Source organism: Frigoribacterium sp. Leaf186, assembly GCF_001423905.1.
Taxonomy (GTDB): Bacteria; Actinomycetota; Actinomycetes; order Actinomycetales; family Microbacteriaceae; genus Frigoribacterium.
Window position 1 is genome coordinate 146,595 of the sequence record NZ_LMPQ01000001.1, and the last position, 22,527, is coordinate 169,121.

Genomic DNA, 22,527 nt, shown 5'->3' on the forward strand with positions numbered 1-22,527 from the left:
CACCGACCGCACCCGCAACCATCTCGGGCCGTCCGCCGGCCCCGACCACGCTCACGACGACAGGGGAGAGAGCATGTCGATCGACATCAGGCACTACCAGGACCGCGAGGCGTCACCCGCGACGCCGTCCGCCGACGAGACCACGCACGGGGTCGTCCGTCCGGGCACCGACCTGCCCGAGCTGCCGCGCCGCCGCCGGGGCTCGCGTCGCAGCAAGGTGTTGCTCGTCCACTCGTCCGACGAGATGTACGGCTCGGACCGCATCGTCGTCGAGGTGGTCGGCGAGCTCGCCGCCCGCGACGATCTCGACGTGACCGTGTGGCTGCCCTCCGACGTCGCCGTGGGCCCGTTGGGTCCGAGGCTGCGAGAGCTCGGAGCCCGCGTCGAACGGACCCCCCTGCCGATCCTGCGCCGCACCCGCCTCGGGCCGCTCGGCCTCGTCCGCCTGGCTCGGGACGCCGTGCGGACGGCCTTCCGCCTGTCGGGTCGGCACTTCGACCTGGTCTACTGCGCGACGAGCGCCTGCCTCGTCGTCGCCCCCGTCGCCCGTGCCATGGGCGTCCGACGCATCGTCGGCCACCTCCAGGAGCCGTGGAGCGACGGCGACCGTCGCGGACTCCGCCCGCTCGCCCGGGCCTGCACCTCCCTCGTGGCCGTCTCCCGGTCCGTGCTCGACTCCTCCGGCCTGTCGGACGATCCTCGGGCCGTCGTCGTCCACAACGGCGTGTCCGACCGGTCGGTCGACGCGATCGAGCGGGTCGCGGATCGCGCTCCGCAGTACGTCGTCGCCAGCCGCTGGAACGGTCACAAGGGCCACGCGACCCTGCTGACGGCGTGGAACGCCGCCGGCTGCCCCGGCCAGCTCGTCGTGCTCGGCGGCCCGCCCGCCGTCGGCTCCGCCGTGGACGTGCCCGCGCTCGTGGCCGCGATCGTCTCGCGGCCCGAGACCGTGACCGTCGTGGGCGAGGTCGCCGACGCGTCGCCGTACCTCCGAGACGCCGACGCGGTCATCCTCCCGACGGACACCCTCGAGGGCTTCGGACTCGTCACGCTCGAGGCGTTCAGCCAGGGCCGACCCGTGATCGCGAGCCGATCGGGCGGACCGGAGGAAGTCGTCGACGAGGGGCGGACCGGCTGGCTGTTCGACCGCCGTGACGTCGACGGTCTGAGCGCCATCCTCTCGTCCCTGGACGTCGAGACCCTCGCCGAGGCGGGCCGTCACGCCCGCGAGGCCTACGTGCAACGCTTCACGCCGGAGCGCATGCGTCGGCGCATCGGGGCGGTCGTCACCCGCGAGCTGCACACGGCCGACGTCGGCACGTTGGCGGTGGCCTCGTGAGCGGCCGGTCGTCGACGGCCGAGTCGTCCCACGGCACGCCGGCCCGGGACGCCGTGCCGCGAGCCGTCCGTCCCGCGATGGCCGCGCTGGCGTCCGCGCAGAAGCCGTCCACGGGCGCCCCCGCCTACTCGCGCTTCGTCAACCGTCGACTCGGGCGCTGGGCGGCTGCGGTCGCCTACACCCTGGGGGCGACGCCCAACCAGGTCACCGCCCTCAGCGCCGCGTGCACCTTCGCCGGCATCGCGGTGCTCGCCCTCGTGCCGTCCGGCATCGGCACGGCCCTGGCCGTCGTCCTCCTGCTGGTCGTGGGCTACGCGCTAGACTCCGCCGACGGTCAGCTCGCCCGTCTCCGTGGCGGCGGCAGCCCTGCCGGCGAGTGGCTGGACCACGTCATCGACGCCACCAAGATCGCGGTGCTCCACCTCGCGGTGTTCGCGTCGTGGCTGCGCGAACCCGAAGGCCGGGAGGCGCTCCTCGCCGTCCCGCTCGTCTACCAGGTCGTCGCGACGGTGGCGTTCTTCGCCATCGTCCTGACCGACCAGCTGCGTCGTGCCGAGGCGGCCAAGACGGGCGTCGCCGCGCCCGTGGGCCGTCGCACCGGACTCCTGTACTCGCTCGCCGTGGTGCCCACCGACTACGGCCTGATGTGCCTGGCCTTCGTCCTGCTGGCGTGGCCGCCGGCGTTCACCGTGGTCTACGTCGCCCTGCTCGTGGCGAACGCCGCGTACCTCGTGCTGGCGCTGCCCAAGTGGTTCCGCGAACTGCGGGCCGTGTCGCCGTCGCCGTCCGGGACGCGGCCGTGACCTCGGGTCCCGGCCCGCGGGCCGTCCTCGGCGGCCTCGGCCGGGCGGTCTCCCGCCATGCGGCCCTGGTCGGCGTGGCGGCACTCCTCGGTGCGGCGGCGGGCATCGGCGCAGCCCAGCTCGCACCGACCGGCTGGAGCGCCGACGCCACGCTGCTCGTCCGGGTCGAGTCCCCCGGCTCCGGCCTCGCCGCCAGGAGCCAGTTCGCCCAGCAGCGGGTGTCGTCGTACGCCGAGCTCGGGACCAGTCCGGAGGTCCTCGAGCCGGTGGCCGCCGACCTGGGCGTCCCGGTGGACGGCCTCGCCGAGCGGGTCTCGGTGGTCAACCCCGGCGACACGGCGGTCCTCCGCGTCCACGCGACGGCGTCGACCCCGGAGGCGGCGGCGACCCTCGCCGACGACGTGGCCGAGAGCCTGTCGGCGGTCGTGGACCGCGTCGAGTCCCGGGCCGGCGCCGGCGGCCAGACCGTCGCCCTCGAGCTCTCCTCCCCCGCGAGCGTCCCCACCAGCCCGGACGAGCCGGGTCTCGTCCTCACCGTCCTGTCGGGCCTGCTGGCGGGTCTCGCGGTGGGACTCGCCGCGGCCCTCGTCCTGGCCAGGGCGCGACCGACCGTCGACACCGTCGACGACGTCCGCCGCCTCACCGGCCTCCCGGTCGTCGGGCAGCTGCCCGGGACGCTCCGTCACGACGACTCCGGCACGGACGCCTCGTCCGCACGCACCCGCACAGCCCTCCGGGAGGTCGTGCAGAACACGCGCACGCTCTGCGGTGGATCGTCGCCCTCGACGCTCCTGCTGGCTCGCACCGACGCCGTCCGCGAGGCGATGGGCGTCGACGGTGGTCTCGCCCGCGCCGTCGTCGAACTCGGCGCCACCTGCGCCCTGGTCCAGTCCGACTTCGACGCCCGCACCCTCGCGCGTCCGTCGACGGTGCCCGACGGCGCCGTGCCCGAGGAGGTCGAGGGCGACCGACACGGGTACGACCGCGTCCCCGTGCCGGACGGCGTCGTGGCCTCGTCGCGACGCCACGTCCGCAGCGGCACGCACGCCTTCTTCACGGCGCTCCGCGAGGACTACGACGTCGCCGTCGTCCAGGCGTCCAGCGAATCCCACCCCCTGTCCCTCCGCAGCGTCACGGCGGAGGCCGACGGCGTCCTGCTCGTCGTGCGCTCTGGCGTCACGACCGTCGAGTCGCTGCGCAGCCTCAGCGCCGAACTGCTCAGCCTCGACGTCGAGCCCGTCGGGGTGGTGATGACGGGCGTCCCGCCCTGGCGCCGCGTCCTCGTGCGGGCCACCTGGCTCGACGGCGACGTCCGGGCCGTGCCCGAGCAGTCCCCGCCGTCCTTCAGCATCGCCGACCTGGTCGACCACGCCGGAGCACCCGCGTCCGGCCGGCCGTTCCCCGACCTACCGCGGCAACGTCGACGGCCCGGCACCCGATCGTGACCCCCTACGCACCCCACCCCGACGAGAGGACCACACCCGTGGACGTCATCACCTCCCCCGCCCCCGGCACCGAGCCCGTCGAGGCGTCGACCCCCCGAGGAGGCGCGGGTCGCGTCGGTTACGCCGCCGGGGCCTTCGACCTGTTCCACATCGGGCACCTGAACCTGCTGAGGCACGCGTCCGCGCAGTGCGACCACCTGATCGCGGGTGTCGTGTCCGACGAGATGCTGCAGGTCACGAAGGGCATCTCGCCCGTCGTGCCGCTGGCCGAGCGGCTGGAGATCGTCCGGCACATCGACGTCGTCGACGACGTGCACGCCGAGATGGTCCCCGACAAGATGGACGTCTGGCGTGAGCTGCGGTTCGACGTCTTCTTCAAGGGCGACGACTGGCGCGGCACCGAGAAGGGCCTGCGGCTCGAGCGGGAGTTCGGCGCCGTCGGCGTCGAGGTCGTGTACTTCCCGTACACGATGAGCACCTCGAGCACGGTCCTGCGCAGGGCCCTCCGGGCGCTCTCGGGTGCCGGCGGGCAGGGAGCCGACCAGGCTCCCGCCGCCGAGTCCGTCCGCCTCCAGGGCTGACCGGTCCTCCCCACCCCCGACGCGCGTGGGGGCGGGGAGGCCACCCTGGGGACAACTCCGTCGGGCGGGCCTCTGGCCACGACGATCGAGCCATGACAGCCTCCTCCGTCCTCGACGTCCCCTTCCGCGCCTCCGTCGTCTCGCCCGGGTCACCCGGCGGCGGCGACGCCGTGCCGGTCGCCGATCCCCATCGCCCGGTGCGCGACGTCCCCGACCTCGTCCGACACGTCGGGGCCATCGTCCCCACGGCGGTCCGTCGGCAGCTCTGGACGCTGTTCTTCGACTCGGACGACATCGCCCTGCCGCTCATGGTGCCCCTCGAGGGGGTGCCCGCCACGCCGGACGACGTCGCCGTCGAGCACTACGGCGACGCCCTCGGGGCGGTGGCCGCCGAGTTCGGGGCGGCCTCGGTGGCGTTCGTCCTCGAGCGCCCCGGGCCCGCGGCGTCGTCGGCGTCCGACGGACGGTGGGCAGAGGCTCTGACGGCCCTGGCTCGACACCGGGTCTTCGAGGTGCGCCCCGTGCTGCTGTGCTCCGACGCCGGCGTCTCGGTGCTCGACGAGGCGTCAGGCCGGTCGGGCCGATCGGGCCGGTCGGGCCGCGGCGACCGCCCTCAGGCGTCCTCGAGCCCGGTCCGCCTGGCCGACATCGTGCGCCTGCCCTGACCGCGCTCCCGATCGACCGAGCGCCACCAGGCCGTCTCGGCGAGGCCGACGGAGGTGTAGACCCCGAGCCGAGCCGGTTCGGCGTCGGTCGGACTCCACCTGCTGAGACGGTAACCGCCGCCGAACCGTTCGATCACGGCTTCGGGCGCCCCCTCGGCGTCGGAGCGCACGGTCCACCGGTCGGGGGCGGTCTCGTCGAGCATCGGTCGATCGTACCCGCGTCAGGCGCGTTGGCCGAGACGTCCCCGCAAGACGTCGATGCGCTTTTGGATCTGCTCGGTGCTGGCCTGCGCGACCGACGGGCCCCCGCTGACCCGCCGCAGTTCGGCATGGATCAGCCCGTGGGGTTCGTTCGAGTGGCGCGACCAGATCGAGACCAGCCGGCTGAGCTCTTGACGCTGTTCTTTGATCGTCTGGTAAAGCGGGCGGGCCTCGTCGCGGGGCGCGGTCGTGGGCAGGCCGGTCTTCGGAGCGCGTCGTGCCTGCGTGGCCTGGCGCTGCCGCAGCAGGTCTCGCACCTGGTCGGGCTCGAGCAGCCCCGGGATGCCGATGAAGTCCAGTTCTTCGAGGCTGCCGATCTCACCGCCCGTGCCGAACTCACCACCGTCGTAGAGCACCCGGTCGAACGACGCCTGCGAGTCGAGGGCCTCGAAGGGCTGCTGCTCGAGCAGGCTCGACGCCTTCTCGTCGCGGTTCGCCGCGGCCATCATGTCTTCTTCGGGGGCGAAGAGGCCGTCGTCGGCGTCGGTGGGACGATCGAGGGCGTGGTCTCGCTGCAGCTCGAGCTGGTTGGCGAGCGCCATCAGGCTCGGCACGCTCGGCAGGAAGATCGAGGCGGTCTCACCCCGACGGCGGGCCCGCACGAAACGCCCGACCACCTGGGCGAAGAAGAGCGGCGTCGACGCGGACGTGGCGTACACCCCGACGGCCAGTCGGGGCACGTCCACGCCCTCGGAGACCATGCGCACAGCGACCATCCAGCGGCTGTCACCGTCCGAGAACGCCTGGATGCGGTCGGATGCCGCCTTCTCGTCGCTGAGGACGACGGTCGGTCGTTCGCCGGTGATCTTCTGCAGGACGGCCGCGTACTGCCGGGCCGCGGTGTGGTCGGTGGCGATGACCAGGCCGCCGGCGTCGGGGACGCCCCGACGCACCTCGGTGAGGCGCTTGTCGGCGGCCGACAGGACGGCGGGGATCCAGTCGCCCTGCGGGGACAGGGCCGTCCGCCAGGCCTGCGCCGTGATGTCTTTCGTGACGGCCTCGCCGAGGGACGCGCTCATCTCGTCGCCCATGCGGGTGCGCCAGCGCATCTGCCCGGCGTACGCCATGAAGAGCACCGGCCGGACGACCCCGTCGGCGAGGGCCCGGCCGTAGCCGTAGGCGTAGTCCGCACGCGAGGTGCGGATGCCGTGCTCGTCGGGGGCGTACTGGACGAACGGGATGGGCGCGGTGTCGGACCGGAACGGGGTGCCGGTCAGGGAGAGCCGTCGCGTCGCCCCGGTGTAGGCCTCGCGGATGCCGTCGCCCCAGCTCAGCGCGTCGCCGCCGTGGTGCACCTCGTCGAGGATGACGAGGGTGCGCCCGGCCGTCGTGATCGCCTTGTGGACCTCGGGTTTCATGCCGACCTGCGCGTAGGTGACGGCGATGCCGTGGTAGTGACGACCGAAGGTGCCGTCGGCGTTCTTGAACATGGGGTCGAGACGGAGGTTGACCCGGTCGGCGGCGTCCGCCCACTGGCGTTTGAGGTGCTCGGTCGGCGCGACGACGACGACCCGGTCGATCTCGCCGCGCGACAGCAGTTCGGTGGCGAGCCGCAGGGCGAAGGTGGTCTTGCCCGCGCCGGGCGTGGCCGCCGCGAGGAAGTCCTTCGGCGAGGACGAGAAGTACAGCTCGAGGGCTTCGGCCTGCCAGGCCCTCAGCTTGCTCGCCGTGCCCCAGGCTGCGCGTTCGGGGAACGCGGGCGAGAGGTGCTCGGCCGCCGAGTTGCCCGCGGAGACGCCCACGTCGAGCGGGTCGGTCGGGGTGCCCTCGAGGTGCCGGTCACCCCCGGTGGGGTCGGATGCGTTGGCGGTGCTCACTCGAACCGAGTTTACCCTCGACCGGCGTCGTCGCCGGACGCCTCGGCGGGGCCGCGGCCGCCGGCACCGGGTCGGCGGCGGGACGCGCCGAGCAACGAGGCGGGGGTCAGCATCGACGAACCGAACCGCGCGCGGAGGGCGTCCATGGTCGACTCGGCCTCGCGCCAGTCGGCGTCGTCGTCCCAGAGGCCGAGCGAGTCGCCGCCGGCCCCCTCGCTGAGTTGTTCGACCCGCACGCCGACGAGCCGGATGCGCTCGTGCTGTTTTCCGGTGGCCTCGTAGAGCGAGCGCACCTCGTCGTAGATGCGGCGCCCGAGGTCGGTCGGGTCGGCGAGCGTGCGAGACCGCGTGATGGTGACGAAGTCGGTGGTGCGCAATTTGAGCACGACCGTCCGGCCGCTGACCCCGGCGGCGCGCAGCCGCACGGCCACCTTGTCGCTCAGCCGCAGCAGTTCGCGTCGGACCACGTCGGGGTCGACGACGTCGCTGGCGAAGGTGTTCTCGTTGCCGACGCTCTTCTCGACCGACTCGGTGTGCACGCTGCGGGGGTCGCGGCCCCAGGCGAGGTCGTGCAGCTTGGCGCCGGCCGCCGGCCCCACGGCGTGCACCAGCATGTCGAGCGGAGCCGAGGCGACGTCGCCGACCGTCCTCAGGCCCCGGTCGAGCAGGACCTGTTCGGTCTTGCCGCCGACGCCCCAGAGGGCGCTGATCGGACGCGGGTGTAAGAACGCGAGCGTGTGGCGGTGCGGGACGAGCAACAGCCCGTCGGGCTTGGCGACGCTCGACGCCAGCTTCGCCACGAACTTCGTCGACGCCGCGCCGATGCTGCAGTGGAGGCCGGTCTCGGCGTGCACCCGTCGCCGCAGGGCGGTCGCGATCTCGTACGGGGAGCCCATCAGGCGGATCGAGCCGCTGACGTCGAGGAACGCCTCGTCGATGCCGAGGCGTTCGACCAGGGGCGTGACGTCGTCGAACATCGACATGACGCGCGAGGACCAGTGCTGGTACTTCTCGAAGTGCGGTTCGAGCACGACGGCCTGCGGGCAGCGCCGCAGGGCGATCGCCATCGGCATCGCCGAGTTGACGCCGTACTTGCGGGCCTCGTACGTCGCGGCCGTGACGACCGACCGGTCGGATCGGTGCCCGATGACGACGGGTCGACCCCGCAGCTCGGGGTGGTCGAGCAGTTCGACGGAGGCGAAGAAGGCGTCCATGTCGACGTGGAAGATCGGCGCGGTCGCGTCGTCGGTCGGCACCGTGGTGACGAGCCGCCCGCTGCCGTCTTGTTTGCTCACCGGAGCATCTTCACACGCGCCGCCGACATCGACGCCGTCCGGGCCCGGCCGTCGCCCGCCGGCCGTCTCGCCCGCGTCGACGCGGGCGTCAGGACGACGCCGGCCCCAGCAGCGCGGCGGCGACGGTCGCGTGCGCCGAGTCGGTGCTCGACGGGTGGAACCGCCCGGCCAGGACGTCCCGCTGCAGGCGACCGAGCTCGGACGAGGACCGGTACGACCCGCCCCCGGCCACGGTCACGGCCTGCTCGACCACGGCGCGCGCCGTCTCGGTGGCGCGGGTCTTCAGCCCGACCACGAGCCGTGGCCAGTCCGGCCCGTGGTCGACCAGGTCGTCCACGTCGCGGGCGATGCGGTCCACCTGGGGCTCGAGCCCGTCGACGGCCAGCCCCGCGTCGGCGACGCGCCAGCGGACGACGGGGTCGAGAGCGCGGGCCGCTCCCCCGGCTCGCCGCGAGGTCGACGCCTGCGCCGACTCGACCGCGAGCTCGAGCGCCCGGCGCGCGATCCCCCGGTAGACCGCGGCGATCGTCGTCTCGAACACCGCGAAGACGGCGAACACGAGGGGGTCGGCGCTCGGCCCGACGGGCAGGCGACGGACGATCCGCGAGGCGGGCACCTCGACGCCGGTCAGCCGCGTGGTGTGGCTCTGGGTGGCCCGCATGCCGATCGTGTCCCAGTCGCCGAGCGAGGCGTGGCCGGGTTGGTCGCGGTGGACGAAACCGTGGACGAGTGCCGGCGAGGCCGGGTCGGAGTCGTCGCGGCCGAAGACGCCGAGGCGCGTCCAGACGGGCGAGAGCGACGTGGACACCTTCGTGCCGGTGAACCGGAACCCGCCGTCCCCCGTGGGCACGGCGGAGGTCACCGAGTCGAACAGCACGAGGTCGTTGCCGGGCTCGCTGACCCCGAAGGCGAACACCTCGTCGTGGCCGGCGTCCTCGACCACGAGGTCGAGCGACTCGTCCCCCCGGGCGTGCAGCACCGCCGCGCAGCCGGTCCAGACCAGGTGCATGTTCACCGCCAGCGCCGTCGCCGGGGCCGCGGTCGCGAGCCGGGACTGCAGGGACGCGACCTGTTCGAGTCCGAGACCCGCGCCTCCCCGGTCGGTCGGGACGAAGGCCCGCAGGTAGCCGCGCTCGCGCAGCTCGGCGAGGTCGGCGTGCGGGAACGTGTTGTCGCGGTCGTGGCCCGCGGCCCGGTCGCGGAACCGCCCGAGCAGGTCGTCGGGCAACAGGTCGACCGGCGACCAGGAGGCGCGGGTCGGGTCGGACGCGGGGGCGGGCTTCGGTGCGGGCACGCGTCGAGAGTAGTTTGGTCGCATGAGTCAGCAACACCCGTGGTCCCGTTACGTCGCCATCGGCGACTCGTTCACCGAGGGGATCGGCGACCCCGAAGAGCGCTCCCCCGGGGGCCACCGGGGCTGGGCCGACCGTGTGGCCGAGGTGCTCGGCGCCTCGACCGACGACTTCGCGTACGCCAACCTCGCGGTCCGGGGCCGGCTGCTGCAGCAGATCATCGACGAGCAGTCCGAGGCCGCCCTCGCCTTGCGGCCGGACCTCGTCACGGTCTCGGCCGGGGGCAACGACATCATCCGCCCGGGCACCGACCCGGACGAGGTCGCCGCGGGCTTCGAGGGGCTCGTGGCACGCCTGCGCTCCGACGGCGCGACCGTCGTCGTCTTCACGGGGCCCGACATCGGTCTCACGCCCGTGCTCGGCCGCCTGCGGGGCAAGGTCGCGATCTACAACGAGCACGTCCACGCCATCGCCCTGCGGCACGACGCCGTCGTCGCCGACATGTGGGCCCTGCGTCAGCTCGTCGACCCGCGCATGTGGGCGCCCGACCGGCTGCACTTCAGCCCCCTCGGCCACCACACGATCGCCCGGATGGTGCTGCAGGCGCTGGCCGTCGAGAACGACCTCGAGCCCTACGACCCCGAGCCGCTCGAGCGGCGCCCCTGGCGGTCGGCCCGAGCCGACGACATGGGCTGGGCCCGTGAGTACCTGGTGCCGTGGGTGGTCCGTCGCATCCGCCACCAGTCGTCGGGCGACCTCATCCGGGCCAAGCGACCCGACGCCGTCACGATGCTGCACCGCGACGCGCCCTGAGTCGTCACGCCGCGAGGGTCGAGTCGCCCACGACGAGCCTCAGAACACCTCGTCGGGGTGCGTCAGCCGCCACCAGGCGCCCGGTTCGGCGATGGTCGCGTCGAGTTCGAGCGGGACGACGTGTCGCTCGCCGTCGACCGTGAAGGTCACCTGACCCACCCGGCTGCCGGCCGGGGCCGCCCCCACATCGTCCGTCTCGACCGAGGCCTCGACGGTCTCGTCGCCCCAGACGAGCACGCTCGCGTCCTCGGCGGCGACCGCGCGGGCGCCGTCGCCCCAGGGCAGCTCGTAGCCGGCGAAGGCGTCGCCGCGGCTGGCCAGCGTGAGGGTCTGGAACCGATCGGCGACGCTGGCGAGCAGGGCCTGCACGTCGCGGTCGAGCGAGTCGTGGTCGACCCCGCCGAGCATGGCGCCGACCACGGTGACCTGCTGCCCGCCGACGGTGTAGTCGGCCGCGAACAGCAGGCAGGCACCCGCCTCGTCGAGGGTGCCGGTCTTGATGCCGACCACGCCGTCGAGGCCGAGCAGTTCGTTGCTGTTGCTGATCTCGCCGATGCCCGGCACCGAGGCGGTCGTGGTGCCGACGGTGCGGGCGACGTCGGGGTCGGCCAGCGCCAGGCGGCCGAGGGCGACGAGGTCGGTCGAGGTGCTCGTGTTCTGCGGTGAGAGCCCGGTGGGTTCGACGAGGGTCGTCGCGGTGAGGTCGTGCTCGGCCAGCCACGCGCGTGCTGCCTCGACGAACGCCTCGTCACTGCCGAAGGCCCAGCGTGCCAGCACCTCGGCGTAGTTGTTGGCCGACTCGATCAGCATCACCTCGAGCACCTGACGCTCGGTGAGGGACTGCCCGGCCGCCATGGGCGCCACCTTGCCGTTCCGGGCCCGGTACGAGTCGACCAGGGCGGCCTCGGCCGGGCCGAACGTCAGCGTCGGTCCGTCTCCCCCGTCGAGCGGTTTCTCGTCGAGCACGACGAGGGCCGTGACCACCTTGCTGATGCTGGCGATCGGACGAGGGAGTTCGTCGCCGCTCGTCGTGAGGCTGTCGTCCCAGCCCACCGCCTCCACCGCGGTGGCGCCGTAGCCGGGGAAGCTCAGGTCGGTGCTCCGCTCGGCCGGTGCGGTGTACGCGGCCACGTCCGCCGCGGCCGGGGCCAGCGGGCTGAGCAGCGCCAGGGGGACGTACCCGCCGACCGCGACGACGAGCGCGAGCAGCGCGGTCACGCCCACGCGCCTCCGGACGGCCCCCGGGCGCCGACGTCCGACGCGGGTCACGAGGCCACCGTCGGCCCGTCGGTCGGCACCCGCAGGGCCCACAGGGCCACGGCCGAGGCCGCGGCCACGTTGAGGCTGTCCACCCCGTGCAGCATGGGGATGGTGACGACCGCGTCGGCGGCCTGCAGCGCCGCCCGGCTGAGGCCGTCGCCCTCGGTGCCGAGCAGCAGGGCGACCCGTGCGGGAGGCGCGGCCGCGTAGGCGTCGAGGGTCACGGCGTCGTCGCTCAGCGCCAGGGCCGCCACCTCGAACCCCGCCTCGCGCAGCAGCCCGGCGCCTGCCGGCCATTCGGGGAGGCGCGTCCACGGCACCTGCAGGACGGTGCCCATGCTCACGCGCACGCTCCGGCGGTACAGCGGGTCGGCGCACCGCGGCGTGATCAGGACGGCGTCGGCCCCGAGGCCCGCCACGGCCCGGAAGATCGCCCCGACGTTGGTGTGGTCGACGATGTCCTCGAGCACGACGACCCGGCGGGCGCCGTCGAGCACCGACCCGACCGAGGGCAGCTCGGGACGGTGCATGGCGGCGAGGGCTCCGCGGTGCAGGTGGTAGCCGGTGAGGGTTTCGAGCAAGGCGGCGTCGCCGACGAAGATCTCGCCGTCGTGGTCGGCGACCAGCGGCTCGATGTCGGCCAGCCAGCGGTCGGTCATCAGCACCGACCGGGGCACGTGGCCCGCCCGCAGCGCCCGCTCGATGACCTTCGTCGACTCGGCGATGTACAGGCCGCCCTCGGGCTCGGACACGCGTCGGAGCGCGACGTCGGTGAGCCGGTTGTAGTCGGCCAGGGCCTCGTGGTCGAGGTCGGTGATGCGGGTGACGTGCACGGTGCTCCACGGGGGACGGCCCCGGCGGGCGGACGGCCGGCGGAATCGAATCGGAGGGGGACGCGTTTAGGCTAGCGTCACCGCACCCGAAGGAGTCCCACCCGTGTCGAACGCCCCCGCGGCCCCCACCGACGAGCAGGCCCTCGAGGCCGCGGTCGAGGCCCTCCGCGGGCGCCGCGTGGCCGTGCTCACCGGGGCCGGGGTCAGCACCGACTCGGGCATCCCCGACTACCGGGGCGCCGGGGCTCCCCCGCGCAACCCCATGACGTTCCAGCAGTTCCTCTCGAGCGAGACCTACCGCAAGCGCTACTGGGCTGGCAGCCACCTCGGCTGGAAGTCCTTCCGCGCCGCCGGTCCCAACGAGGGGCACCGGGCCCTGGCCCGGCTCGAGGCCGCGGGCGTGACGAACGGCGTGATCACCCAGAACGTCGACAACCTGCACGTGCGTGCCGGGTCACGGCGCGTCGTCGACCTGCACGGCACCGTCGACCGGGTGGTGTGCCTCACCTGCGGGCAGGCCTTCGCGCGCGACATGGTCGCCGCCCGCCTCGCCGCCGAGAACCCCTGGATCGACGAGCCCGACCAGGTGCGCCTCGCGCCCGACGGCGACGTCGAGGTGCACGACATCGACGCGTTCGTCGTGCCGACCTGCACGGTCTGCGGCGGGCTGCTGAAGCCCGACGTCGTCTTCTTCGGCGAGTTCGTGCCCACCGAGCGCTTCGCCGAGGCGCGGTCGATGGTGGTCGGAGCCGAGGCCCTGCTCGTCGCCGGGTCGTCGTTGGTGGTCAACAGCGGCATCCGGCTGCTCGACCAGGCGACGCGTCGCAAGCTGCCCGTCGTCGTGCTCAACCGCGGTGCGACCAAGGGCGACTCGCGCGCCACGGTTAAGCTGGACGCCGGCACGTCGGAGACCCTGGCTGCCCTGGCCGAGCACCTGGGCGCGTAGCCTCCGGGGCCGCCCCACCGGAGGAACGATGACGCTCTTGTACCTGGTCCGCCACGGCGAGACCGACTGGAACCGCGCCCGTCGCATCCAGGGCTCCACCGACATCCCGCTGAACGACCTCGGCCGGTCCCAGGCCCGCGAGGCCGGTGACCTCCTCGCCCGTCGTCGCTTCGACGCCGTCGTCGCCAGCCCCCTGTCGCGGGCCGCCGAGACCGGCTCGATCATCGCCGAGCGCCTGGGCCTCGCCGCACCCGAGCTGGTGCGCGAAGTGGCCGAGCGACGGTACGGCGACGCCGAGGGCCTGACCGGCGAGCAGGTCGAGGCGAGGTTCCCGCACGGCACGCCGGTGCCCGGGCGCGAGAGCCGTGGTGCCCTGGTCGCCCGGGTGCTGCCCGCGCTGGCCGCGATCGCCGCCCGGCACGGGGCCGACGCCTCCGTCGTGGTCGCCACGCACGGCGCCGTCATCCGTGCGGTGGTCAACCACGTCTCCCCCGACACCGACGCCCACCTCGGCGTGCCGATCCGCAACGGGTCGGTCCACTCGTTCGAGTTCGCCGGTGACGCCCTCGTCCTGCGCGAGTTCGACGACCCGATCGAGGTCGAGTCCGAACGTCCCGGCACCTACGACTTCGATTACCAGAACGCGCTCGAGCGCGACGGCTCCGACCAGGCGTGACCGTCCCGGCGTGACCGTCCGGGCGGCGACCGTCGTGGCAGGCCCGCCGTCGTGGCAGGCCTGCCGCGCGCTACCGTCCGCTCGACCGGTGCCGGTGGCTGCCCGCCGCCGCGACGTCCGCCAGCGTGCGCAGCAGCACGTCGGCCGAGTCGCGCCAGCTGAAGCGGGCGGCCTGTTCGATCGACGCGGCCGAGCGCGCCTCCCACTCTCCCTCGAGGCGGCGGACCGCCGCGGCGATGGACGCGGGCGACGACGGGTCGAAGTACAGGGCAGCCGTGCCTCCGATCTCGCGGAAGATCGGAATGTCGCTGACGACCGCGGGCGTGCCGAGCGACATGCCCTCGACGAGCGGGATGCCGAAGCCCTCGGCGCGCGACGCCGTCACGACGGCCGTCGCACCGAGCAACGCCTCGCGGTACGCGTCGTCGCTCGCTCCGTCGTGGAACACCAGCGAGCCTGCGGGCGCCACGGCCTCCAAGGAGGCGCGCTCGGCGTCGGACACGCGGCTCATCAGGTGCAGTCGGCAGCCGTCGAGCAACGGCAGTGCCCTGGCCAGCGTGGCCACGTTCTTGTACGGCATGAACGAGCCCATGTAGACGAGGTCCCGGCGTTCGGGTGCCCGGCGGGGCGTCGCGCCGTCGACCGGGTCGGAGGCGTTGTACACGACCGTCACGGGTCGCCGGGTCAGCCGGTGGCGTCGCATCTCGTCGCGCGTGGTGCGGCTCACGGTCACGATCGCGTCGGCCCGGTCGAGCAGCACCCGCTGCGGCCACCACGCCAGGTGGTAGAGCCGCCAGAGCAGCCTGATCGGCAGCGCGAACTCGGGTGGGGGCGTGCGGTTCGTGTAGTAGATCAGGTCGTGCAGGGTGAGCACGAGCGGGTAGCGACGCCCGAACGAGCCCATCGTCTGCATCGGCGACCAGACCACGTCGGGCCGCAGCCGGTTCACCTGGAGCGCCACGAGCGGCTCACGCACGCTCGTCGGCGAACTGACGAGCAGGTGCGGCTGGTCGGGCAGCTTGTCGAGCTGCCGCGGGTCGCTGACGAGCATCGTCACCTCGTGACGCTCGGCCACCGCCCGGACGACCCCGGCGCTGAACCGGCTGATGCCGTCGTGGCGTCCGACCCGCACGTACCGGCAGTCGACGACGATCCTCATCGGACGAACGCCTCGATCGCCGCGGCCGCCTGGCGGGGCTTCTCGTAGTGGATCAGGTGGCCGACCCCCTCGATCACGTCGAGGGTCGCGTCGGGGAAGACCGCCCGCAACCGGTGCTGCGCGGGCAGGGCCGTGATGTCGTCGCGGTCGGCGGCGACCAGCAGCGTGGGCACGGTGACGCGCGCCGCGTACGTGCTCACGTCGCTCGACACGGAGGCTCGGAAGGCGTCGAGCACGACGCGACGGTCCGAGAAGCGCGAGAAGTAGCTGTCGTGCTGGTCGTGGATCCACCGACGCAGCGACCGGTCGTGCGTCTTGACCATCGCGAGGCTGGTGATCCGCGTCACGGCGGCGTTCTGCAGCACCTGCTGGCCGGCGCGCTCGGGCAGGGCGGCCCCGGCCCAGTAGTAGAAGACGGCCAGGCGCGTCACCACGCCGCGCGGCCCCTGCAGGGCAGGCGCGGCGATCGGGTTGACCAGCACCAGCCGGGAGGCGCGGAGCCCGTCGGCCACCGCGGCCGACGTGACGATCGAGCCGAACGAGTGCCCCAGCACCACGACGTCGTCACCGAGCGAGAGGGCCGCCACGAAGGCGGTCAGCCAGCGGGCGTAGGCCGCGACGCTGTGCTCGCCGTCGAGCGGGGTCGACTCGCCGAAGCCCGGCAGGTCGGGCATCACCACCCGGGCGTGCCCGAGGTGCGCCACGACCGGTTCGAGACCGTGGTGGTCACCGCGGAAGCCGTGGACCGCGACGATGGTGACCCGCGCCTCCTGCCCCTCGGGGGGGTCGTAGGTCCAGTACCGGGTGGTGCTGCCGGCGACCTCGACGACGTCATCGCGCACCGGTCGGGCGTCGAGGCGGGCACGGTACGGCGACTTCACGCGCGGGGGTCGGACGATCACGCGCCCGAGTCTACGAGCGACGCGCTGATCGGAGTGCGCGCCCCACGGCGTCCGCCCGTAGGGTGGGCGCGTGAGCTTCACTGCCCCGATCCAGCAGCCCGGACTGACCCTCGACCCCAACTGGCACCGCCGTGCGGTGTTCTACGAGGTGATGGTGCGGTCGTTCGTCGACAGCAACGGCGACGGGGCGGGTGACCTCCAGGGGCTGCTCACCCGGCTCGACTACCTGCAGTGGCTCGGCGTCGACGCCCTCTGGCTGCCGCCGTTCTTCCAGTCGCCCCTGCGTGACGGTGGCTACGACATCCAGGACTACAAGGCGATCCTGCCCGAGTTCGGCACGCTCGACGAGTTCCGCGACCTGGTGACCAAGTCGCACGAGCGCAACATGCGCATCGTCATCGACATGGTGCTGAACCACACGAGCGACCAGCACGAGTGGTTCCAGCAGAGCCGAGAAGACCCCGAGGGCCCGTACGGCGACTTCTACGTCTGGCGCGACACCGACGACGAGTACTCGAACATCCGCGTCATCTTCGTCGACACCGAAGAGAGCAACTGGACCTTCGACCCGGTGCGTCGTCAGTTCTTCTTCCACCGCTTCTTCTCGCACCAGCCCGACCTCAACTTCGAGAACCCCGCCGTGCAAGAGGCCGTGTTCGACGTCGTCCGCCATTGGCTGGCGATGGGCGTCGACGGGCTCCGGCTCGACGCGATCCCGTACCTCTTCGAGACCGAAGAGGGCAACGGCGAGGGCGAACCCGCGACCCACGACTTCATCAAGCGGCTGCGCACGATGGTCGACGAGGAGTTCCCCGGTCGCGTGCTCATCGCCGAGGCGAACCAGTGGCCCGCCGAGACGGCGGCCTTCTTCGGGACCGAGGACGAGCCCGAGTGCCACATGGCGTTCGACTTCCCGGTCATGCCGCGCATCTTCTATTCGCTGCGCGCCCAGAGCGCCGACGAGCTGAAGCGCATCCTGTCCGAGACCACCGAGGTGCCGCCGGGGGCCGCCTGGGCCGTCTTCCTCCGCAACCACGACGAGCTCACCCTCGAGATGGTCAGCGAGGAGTACCGCCAGGCCATGTACGGCTGGTACGCCTACGACCCGCGCATGCGCTCCAACATCGGCATCCGACGTCGCCTCGCCCCGCTGCTCGACAACTCGCGCGCCGAGCTCGAGCTGGTGCACGCGTTGCTGTTCTCCCTGCCGGGCAGCCCGTTCCTCTACTACGGCGACGAGATCGGCATGGGCGACAACATCTGGCTGCCCGACCGTGACTCGTCGCGCACGCCCATGCAGTGGACGCCCGACCGCAACGCCGGCTTCTCGACGGCCGACCCGGGCAAGCTGTTCCTGCCGGTCGTCCAGTCGCTCGTCTACAACTACAACCTGGTCAACGTCGAGAGCCAGCTGGCGCAGTCCCGGTCGCTGTTGCACTGGGTGCGCAACGTCATCCACGTGCGGAAGGCCCACCCGACCTTCGGCCTCGGCACGCTCGAGGTGCTCGAGACGAACCAGGAGTCGGTGCTGTCGTTCGTCCGCTCGTACGCGGGGGCCGGCACGCAGTTCGGCGACTCCGCAGAAGACATCCTCTGCGTCTTCTCGTTCGGTCACAACCCGACCTCGGTCGACATCGTGGCTCCGCAGTTCGCCGGGCGCACGCTGTACGACCTGTTCGGCGGGGCGCAGTTCCCGTCGTTCGACGACGAGGGCAAGGTCACGCTCACGCTCGGCACGCAGGCGTTCTTCTGGCTGCACGTCGGCGACGTGCCCGTCGCGGCGGTGCCCGCTGTCGGTGGCGCCTCCTAAACTCATGGCGTGACTGACACAGAGACGACCGGCACCGCTCCCGACCTCACGGCCGTGGGCGAACCGCCGGCCTCGTGGTGGCAGGCCCTCGGCGTCTTCGACCTCGAGACCACGGGCATCGACGTCGAGACGGCCCGCATCGTCACGGCGCACGTGGGCCTCATCGACGCCACGGGGGCGACCGTCGCGCACGGTGAATGGCTGGCCGACCCGGGGGTCGAGATCCCCGAGCAGGCAAGCGCCGTGCACGGCATCTCGACCGAGCAGGCCCGCGCGGAAGGGCGCCCGGCGGCCGAGGTCGTCGCCGAGATCGTCGCGGCCATCCGGGCCGTCTTCGCCCGGGGCGTGCCGCTCGTCGTCTACAACGCCCCCTACGACCTCACCCTGCTCGACCGCGAGGCCAGGCGCCACGGCGTCGAGCCGCTCGGCGAGGTGGGCGACATCGGTTGCGTCGTCGACCCGCTCGTCATCGACAAGGCGGTCGACACCTACCGCAAGGGCAAGCGCACGCTCGAGGCGGCGGCTGCGGTCTACGGCGTCTCCCTCGACGACGCCCACGACGCGGGGGCCGACGCCGTCGCCGCGGGGCGGGTCGCCCAGGCCATGGCCAAGCGGTACCCCGACCGGCTCGACGTCCCGGTGACCGAGCTGCACGACCTCCAGGTCGGCTGGTGCTCGACCCAGGCCGAGAGCTTCCAGCAGTACATGCGTCGGGCGAAAGACCCCACGTTCACGGCCCACGGCGACTGGCCGCACCGCCCGCTGCCGTTCGCCTGAGTCGGCCGCGGCACCGCGCCTCCAAGGCTGCCGGTCCGAGCGGGCTGCCGGTTTCGCCGGGCTGCGGGTTTCGCCGGGCTGCCGTTCTCGCCGGGCTGTCGTTCTCGCCCGCCCCGGGGCATGCGAAAGAGGCGGCCCACCGGAGTGGACCGCCTCGTTCTGGCGCGTGGGCTGGTGCCTACTTGCCGAAGTTCTTGTAGCGCGAGTTGAACTTCTCGACGCGACCGGCCGAGTCGAGGATGCGCTGCTTGCCCGTGTAGAACGGGTGCGACTCGGACGAGATCTCGACGTCGATGACCGGGTAGGTCTCACCGTCGAGCTCGATGGTCTTGTCGCTGGTCGTCGTGGAGCGCGTGAGGAACGTGGCGCCCGACGCGAGGTCCCGGAAGACGATCGGCTTGTACTCGGGGTGGATGTCGGTCTTCATGATTGTCCTAGGTCTAGCGAACGAGTGATGATGGTGAGTTCAGGAGGCACGCGCAGCATCGCTGCGGACCAGCTGTCAACGATACCAGACCGAGGGCCCGGATCGTAGGAGGTGCGGCTCAGTCGGCGGCGCGTGCCGAGTACCGGCCGCCGTCGGACTCGACGCTCAGTTCGAGGCCGAACGTGGCCCCGAGCGTCTCGGCCGTGACGACCTCGTCGAGCGGGCCGGCGGCGACGACCGAGCCGTGGTCGAGCAGCAGGGCATGCGTGAAGCCCCGCGGGATCTCTTCGACGTGGTGGGTGACCATGACGATGGCCGGCGCTCCCTCGGACGACGCGTAGCCCGAGAGCATCCGGAGCAGCTCTTCGCGAGCACCGAGGTCGAGGCTGGCAGCGGGCTCGTCGAGCAGCAGCAGCTCGGGGTCGGTCATGACCGACCGGGCGATCTGCACGCGCTTCTGCTCGCCGTCGCTCAGTTCGCCGAAGGCCCGGTCGGACAGGTGGTCGAGCTGCCATTCTTCGAGCACCCGGTGGGCTCGGCGCACGTCGACGCCCTCGTACTCTTCGTTCCAGCGACCGGTGACCGAGTACGCCGCCGTCAGGACGACGTCGACGACCTTCTCCTTCGCGGGGATGCGTCGGGCGATCGCGGTCGAGGCGAACCCGATGCGGGTGCGCAGCTCGAAGAGGTCGACGGAGCCCAGGTCGCTGCCGAGGATGCTCGCCTGCCCGCTGGACGGGTGGCTCTGTGCCGCGGCCACCTGCAGCAGGCTCGTCTTGCCGGCGCCGTTCGGGCCGAGGACGACCCAGCGCTCGTCGGAGTCGACCGTCCAGGTCAGCTTGTCGACGACGGGGGTGCCGCCTCGGACGATCGAGACATCGGTGAGCTGCAGGACGGTAGGCATGCCGCTCAGCCTAGTTGAGCAGACCCTGGTAGATCCGCAGGGTCTGTTCGGCGATCCGCCCCCACGAGAACTCTTCTTCGGCGCGCATGCGACCGGCCCGACCCATCAGGCGGGCCAGGGCCGGGTCGGAGACGACCTCGGTCAGCGTGGCCGCCAGGTCGGCGACGAAACGGTCGGGGTCGACGGGGGTGCCGGTGCCGTCCTGCACCTGCTCGAGGGGGACGATGCGGCCGGTGAGGCCGTCGGCCACGACCTCGGGGATTCCGCCGGTGTCGGAGCCCACGACGGGCACCCCGCACGCCATGGCCTCGAGGTTGACGATGCCGAGGGGCTCGTAGACCGAGGGGCAGACGAACGTGGTGGCCTGGCTGAGCACGGCGCTGAGCTGGTGGCGGGGCAGCACGGTGTCGATCCACACGACCCCGGTGCGCTCTTCTTGCAGCTCGCGGACGAGACCGGTGACCTCGGCCATGATCTCGGGGGTGTCCGGTGCGCCGGCGCAGAGCACGAGCTGCACGTCGGCGGGCAGGAGCTTCGCCGCCCGCAACAGGTACGGCAGGCCCTTCTGACGGGTGATCCGGCCGACGAAGACGACGGAGGGTCGGTCGGGGTCGATGCCCAGGCCGCGCACCAGCTCGGCGTCCTCGACGCGCTGCCAGCCGTCGAGGTCGATGCCGTTGTAGACGACCTCCACCTTGGACTCGTCGATCGAGGGGTACGACCGCAGGATGTCGCGGCGCATGCCGTCGCTCACCGCGATGACGCGGTCGGCCGTCTCGTACGCCTGACGTTCGATCCAGCTCGAGACGCGGTAGCCGCCTCCGAGCTGTTCGGCCTTCCAGGGGCGGAGCGGCTCGAGGCTGTGGGCGGTCAGGACGTGCGGCACACCGTGCAGCATCTGGGCGAGCTGGCCCGCCGCGTTGGCGTACCAGGTGTGGCTGTGGACGACGTCGGCTCCGGCGACGTCCTGCGCCATCGTGACGTCGACGCCGAGGGTCCGCAGGGTGGCGTTCGCCTGGTCGAGCTGGGGCAGGTCGGGGTAGCCGGTGGTGTCGGGCTCGGGGTCGACCTCGCCGAAGGCGCGCACCTGCACCTCGACGCCCTGCCGCAGGGCCTTGACGAGCTCGACGACGTGCACGCCCGCGCCTCCGTAGACGTTGGGCGGGTATTCCTTGGTGATGACATCGACTCGCACGTCGTTCACCGTAGTCGTGCGGGCCCGAATCGTGCCATTCTGGCCCCATGGCATCAAAGAAGATCTTCGGCATCGTCCTGGCTGGTGGCGAGGGCAAGCGCCTGATGCCCCTGACCGCGGACCGCGCGAAGCCCGCAGTCCCGTTCGGTGGCAACTACCGTCTCATCGACTTCGCCCTGTCGAACCTGATCAACTCGGGTCTCCGCCAGATCGTCGTCCTGACCCAGTACAAGTCGCACAGCCTCGACCGCCACGTGTCGCAGACCTGGAGCATCGAGGGCCTCCTGGGCGCCTACGTCGCCTCGGTCCCGGCCCAGCAGCGGCTCGGCAAGCGATGGTTCGCCGGCAGCGCCGACGCCATCCTGCAGAGCCTGAACCTGCTGCGTGACGAGAAGCCCGACATCGTCGTGGTCGTCGGAGCGGACCACGTCTACCGCATGGACTTCTCCCAGATGATCGAGGCGCACATCGCCTCGGGCGCGGGGGTCACCGTGGCCGCGATCCGTCAACCCATCTCGCTCGCCGACCAGTTCGGCGTGATCGAGGTCGACTCAGACGACCCGACCCGCATCGGGCGCTTCCTCGAGAAGCCCAAGGATGCGACGGGCCTGCCCGACTCCCCCGACGAGATCCTCGCCTCGATGGGCAACTACGTCTTCGACGCCGACGTCCTCATCGACGCCGTGCTGCGAGACGGCGAGAAGCCGGACTCCGACCACGACATGGGCGGCGACATCGTCCCCGACTTCGTCTCCCGTGGCGACGCGGCGGTCTACGACCTCAACCGCAACGAGGTCCCCGGCTCGACCGAGCGCGACCGGTACTACTGGCGCGACGTCGGCACCATCGACTCGTTCTACGACGCGCACCGCGACCTCATCTCGGCGCTGCCGATCTTCAACCTCTACAACACCGACTGGCCGATCTTCAGCCAGCAGCTCAACTCGCCGCCGGCGAAGTTCGTCCGTGACGGGCACGGCAACCTCGGCACGACGATCGACTCGATCGTCTCGCTCGGTTCGCTCCTCTCGGGGGCGCACGTCGAGCGCAGCGTGCTGGGCCCCTGGTGCACCCTCGACAGCGGTTCGCGCGTCGTCGACTCGGTCGTCTTCGAGCGGGCCCACGTCGGTCCGAACGCCGTCGTGAACCGCGCGATCCTCGACAAGGACGTCGTCATCGCGGCCGGCGCGTCGGTCGGCGTCGATCCCGAGGCCGACCGGGCCCGCGGCTTCACGGTCACGCCGTCCGGCATCACGGTGGTCGGCAAGGGAGTCCGGGTCGACCAGTAGCGGTCCGGAGTCACACGAGCGACGCGGTGCGTCGGCGG

The 22,527-nt window shown here is 72.4% G+C and carries 22 protein-coding genes; 11 read left to right on the top strand and 11 right to left on the bottom strand.

Annotated elements, in window-relative coordinates:
* Window positions 1–73 precede the first annotated feature (73 nt).
* From ASG05_RS00740 to ASG05_RS00760, 5 genes are all read left to right on the top strand, one after another.
* The gene (locus ASG05_RS00740) at window positions 74–1,339 is read left to right on the top strand and encodes a glycosyltransferase family 4 protein (RefSeq protein ID WP_157489993.1); all 1,266 of its coding nucleotides are present in this window, start codon (window positions 74–76) and stop codon (window positions 1,337–1,339) included.
* Window positions 1,336–2,142, top strand: a complete 807-nt coding sequence (locus ASG05_RS00745; RefSeq protein ID WP_235491346.1) for a CDP-alcohol phosphatidyltransferase family protein — start codon at window positions 1,336–1,338, stop codon at window positions 2,140–2,142. Before ASG05_RS00740 ends, ASG05_RS00745 begins: the two co-directional genes overlap by 4 nt.
* The gene (locus tag ASG05_RS00750) at window positions 2,139–3,587 is read left to right on the top strand and encodes a hypothetical protein (protein ID WP_162240615.1); all 1,449 of its coding nucleotides are present in this window, start codon (window positions 2,139–2,141) and stop codon (window positions 3,585–3,587) included. The genes ASG05_RS00745 and ASG05_RS00750 overlap by 4 nt, the downstream gene beginning before the upstream one ends.
* A gap of 47 nt (window positions 3,588–3,634) precedes the next feature.
* Entirely contained in the window at window positions 3,635–4,168 is a 534-nt protein-coding gene (locus ASG05_RS00755) for an adenylyltransferase/cytidyltransferase family protein (RefSeq protein WP_082486397.1), read from the top strand.
* Between the two features lie 92 nt (window positions 4,169–4,260).
* Window positions 4,261–4,833 carry a hypothetical protein gene (locus ASG05_RS00760; RefSeq protein WP_056256225.1) on the top strand — a complete coding sequence of 191 codons (573 nt, stop codon included), beginning with the start codon at window positions 4,261–4,263 and terminating at the stop codon, window positions 4,831–4,833.
* Here ASG05_RS00760 and ASG05_RS00765 read toward each other — a convergent pair.
* From ASG05_RS00765 to ASG05_RS00780, 4 genes are all read right to left on the bottom strand, one after another.
* Window positions 4,782–5,036 carry a hypothetical protein gene (locus ASG05_RS00765; RefSeq protein ID WP_056256227.1) on the bottom strand — a complete coding sequence of 85 codons (255 nt, stop codon included), beginning with the start codon at window positions 5,034–5,036 and terminating at the stop codon, window positions 4,782–4,784. The genes ASG05_RS00760 and ASG05_RS00765 overlap by 52 nt on opposite strands.
* A gap of 18 nt (window positions 5,037–5,054) precedes the next feature.
* On the bottom strand, window positions 5,055–6,836 hold the full coding sequence (locus tag ASG05_RS00770) for a DEAD/DEAH box helicase (protein ID WP_056258155.1): 1,782 nt from the start codon (window positions 6,834–6,836) through the stop codon (window positions 5,055–5,057).
* A gap of 86 nt (window positions 6,837–6,922) precedes the next feature.
* Window positions 6,923–8,206: a DNA polymerase IV gene (locus tag ASG05_RS00775; RefSeq protein ID WP_056256229.1), complete on the bottom strand. Its 1,284-nt coding sequence runs from the start codon at window positions 8,204–8,206 to the stop codon at window positions 6,923–6,925.
* Window positions 8,207–8,294: 88 nt separating this feature from the next.
* Window positions 8,295–9,500 carry an acyl-CoA dehydrogenase family protein gene (locus ASG05_RS00780; protein WP_056256230.1) on the bottom strand — a complete coding sequence of 402 codons (1,206 nt, stop codon included), beginning with the start codon at window positions 9,498–9,500 and terminating at the stop codon, window positions 8,295–8,297.
* Between the two features lie 22 nt (window positions 9,501–9,522).
* Here ASG05_RS00780 and ASG05_RS00785 point away from each other — a divergent pair, with 22 nt between their 5' ends.
* Complete coding sequence (locus ASG05_RS00785; protein WP_056256233.1) at window positions 9,523–10,311, top strand: SGNH/GDSL hydrolase family protein; 789 nt, start codon at window positions 9,523–9,525, stop codon at window positions 10,309–10,311.
* A gap of 39 nt (window positions 10,312–10,350) precedes the next feature.
* On the opposite strand, the gene ASG05_RS00790 is transcribed toward ASG05_RS00785, so the two are convergent.
* A complete protein-coding gene (locus tag ASG05_RS00790; RefSeq protein WP_056258156.1) occupies window positions 10,351–11,580 on the bottom strand; it encodes a D-alanyl-D-alanine carboxypeptidase family protein in 1,230 nt (409 codons plus the stop codon).
* A complete protein-coding gene (locus ASG05_RS00795; RefSeq protein WP_056256235.1) occupies window positions 11,577–12,404 on the bottom strand; it encodes an RNA methyltransferase in 828 nt (275 codons plus the stop codon). The genes ASG05_RS00790 and ASG05_RS00795 overlap by 4 nt, the downstream gene beginning before the upstream one ends.
* Window positions 12,405–12,507: 103 nt before the next feature.
* On the opposite strand from ASG05_RS00795, the gene ASG05_RS00800 reads away from it, so the two are divergent.
* Window positions 12,508–13,350, top strand: coding sequence for an NAD-dependent protein deacetylase (locus tag ASG05_RS00800; protein ID WP_056256237.1), 843 nt, complete (start codon window positions 12,508–12,510; stop codon window positions 13,348–13,350).
* 28 nt (window positions 13,351–13,378) lie between these two features.
* The gene (locus tag ASG05_RS00805; protein WP_056256240.1) at window positions 13,379–14,026 is read left to right on the top strand and encodes a histidine phosphatase family protein; all 648 of its coding nucleotides are present in this window, start codon (window positions 13,379–13,381) and stop codon (window positions 14,024–14,026) included.
* Between the two features lie 70 nt (window positions 14,027–14,096).
* Here the strand turns inward: ASG05_RS00805 and ASG05_RS00810 are convergent, their stop codons facing one another.
* Together ASG05_RS00810 and ASG05_RS00815 are read right to left on the bottom strand one after the other, a co-directional pair.
* On the bottom strand, window positions 14,097–15,185 hold the full coding sequence (locus tag ASG05_RS00810; protein WP_056256244.1) for a glycosyltransferase family 1 protein: 1,089 nt from the start codon (window positions 15,183–15,185) through the stop codon (window positions 14,097–14,099).
* Window positions 15,182–16,087 (bottom strand): alpha/beta fold hydrolase, encoded by a 906-nt coding sequence (locus ASG05_RS00815; RefSeq protein ID WP_235491347.1) that lies wholly within the window; start codon window positions 16,085–16,087, stop codon window positions 15,182–15,184. The genes ASG05_RS00810 and ASG05_RS00815 overlap by 4 nt, the downstream gene beginning before the upstream one ends.
* Before the next feature lie 70 nt (window positions 16,088–16,157).
* On the opposite strand from ASG05_RS00815, the gene treS reads away from it, so the two are divergent.
* The gene (gene treS, locus ASG05_RS00820; protein ID WP_056256249.1) at window positions 16,158–17,897 is read left to right on the top strand and encodes a maltose alpha-D-glucosyltransferase; all 1,740 of its coding nucleotides are present in this window, start codon (window positions 16,158–16,160) and stop codon (window positions 17,895–17,897) included.
* A gap of 54 nt (window positions 17,898–17,951) precedes the next feature.
* The gene (locus ASG05_RS00825) at window positions 17,952–18,674 is read left to right on the top strand and encodes a 3'-5' exonuclease (RefSeq protein WP_056256251.1); all 723 of its coding nucleotides are present in this window, start codon (window positions 17,952–17,954) and stop codon (window positions 18,672–18,674) included.
* A gap of 178 nt (window positions 18,675–18,852) precedes the next feature.
* Here ASG05_RS00825 and ASG05_RS00830 read toward each other — a convergent pair whose 3' ends face one another.
* The 3 genes from ASG05_RS00830 to glgA form a co-directional block, all read right to left on the bottom strand.
* Window positions 18,853–19,101, bottom strand: coding sequence for a type B 50S ribosomal protein L31 (locus ASG05_RS00830; protein ID WP_056256254.1), 249 nt, complete (start codon window positions 19,099–19,101; stop codon window positions 18,853–18,855).
* A gap of 118 nt (window positions 19,102–19,219) precedes the next feature.
* Window positions 19,220–20,005 carry an ABC transporter ATP-binding protein gene (locus tag ASG05_RS00835; RefSeq protein WP_056256256.1) on the bottom strand — a complete coding sequence of 262 codons (786 nt, stop codon included), beginning with the start codon at window positions 20,003–20,005 and terminating at the stop codon, window positions 19,220–19,222.
* A gap of 10 nt (window positions 20,006–20,015) precedes the next feature.
* Window positions 20,016–21,200, bottom strand: coding sequence for a glycogen synthase (glgA, locus tag ASG05_RS00840; RefSeq protein WP_056258158.1), 1,185 nt, complete (start codon window positions 21,198–21,200; stop codon window positions 20,016–20,018).
* A gap of 47 nt (window positions 21,201–21,247) precedes the next feature.
* On the opposite strand from glgA, the gene ASG05_RS00845 reads away from it, so the two are divergent.
* Complete coding sequence (locus ASG05_RS00845) at window positions 21,248–22,489, top strand: glucose-1-phosphate adenylyltransferase (RefSeq protein WP_056256261.1); 1,242 nt, start codon at window positions 21,248–21,250, stop codon at window positions 22,487–22,489.
* The last annotated feature ends 38 nt before the right edge of the window (window positions 22,490–22,527 follow it).